The 719-nt window shown below is 65.8% G+C and carries 1 protein-coding gene; it reads right to left on the bottom strand.

Going from position 1 to position 719, the window contains the following annotated elements; genetic code table 11:
• Nucleotides 1-719 (bottom strand): UDP-glucose dehydrogenase family protein (locus tag AC629_RS44070; RefSeq protein ID WP_143199950.1); only part of this gene is annotated, 719 nt, incomplete at both ends.

Raw genomic sequence — 719 nt, 5'->3', positions numbered from 1 at the left:
ATGCCGACGGGATCGAAAGCCCTGACCTTCGCACCCATGTCGATCAGGCCGGTCACCAGCGGGATCGACGGCGCATCGCGCATGTCGTCGGTGTCGGGCTTGAAGGTGAGGCCGAGCACCGCGATGGTCTTGCCGCGCAGCGAGCCGCCGAGCGCGTGGCTGACCTTGCGCGCCATCGCGCGCTTGCGGTTCTCGTTCACCGCCAGCACGGATTCGACGATGCGCAAGGACACGTCGTAGTCCTGCGCGATCTTGATCAGCGCCTTGGTGTCCTTCGGAAAGCACGAGCCGCCGAAGCCGGGACCGGCATGCAGGAACTTGGTGCCGATGCGGTTGTCCAGACCGATGCCACGCGCGACCTCCTGCACGTTGGCGCCGACTTTTTCGGAGAGATCGGCGATCTCGTTGATGAAGGTGATCTTGGTCGCGAGGAACGCATTGGCGGCGTATTTGATCATCTCGGCGGTGCGGCGCGCCGTGAACATCAGCGGCGCCTGGTTCAGCGACAGCGGGCGATAGATGTCGCCCATCACCTTGCGGCCGCGCTCGTCGGAGGTGCCGACCACGACGCGGTCCGGGAACTTGAAGTCGCGGATCGCGGCGCCCTCGCGCAGGAATTCGGGGTTGGAGGCGACCACGACGTCGGCGTTGGGATTGGTCTCGCGGATGATGCGCTCGACCTCGTCGCCGGTGCCGACCGGAACGGTCGACTTCGTCAC

The organism is Bradyrhizobium sp. NAS80.1, from assembly GCF_001908205.1.
In the GTDB taxonomy this organism is placed as follows: domain Bacteria; phylum Pseudomonadota; class Alphaproteobacteria; order Rhizobiales; family Xanthobacteraceae; genus Bradyrhizobium.
Note: the sequence above shows the minus strand (reverse complement) of the source record. Positions and strands in the feature narration are given on the sequence as shown.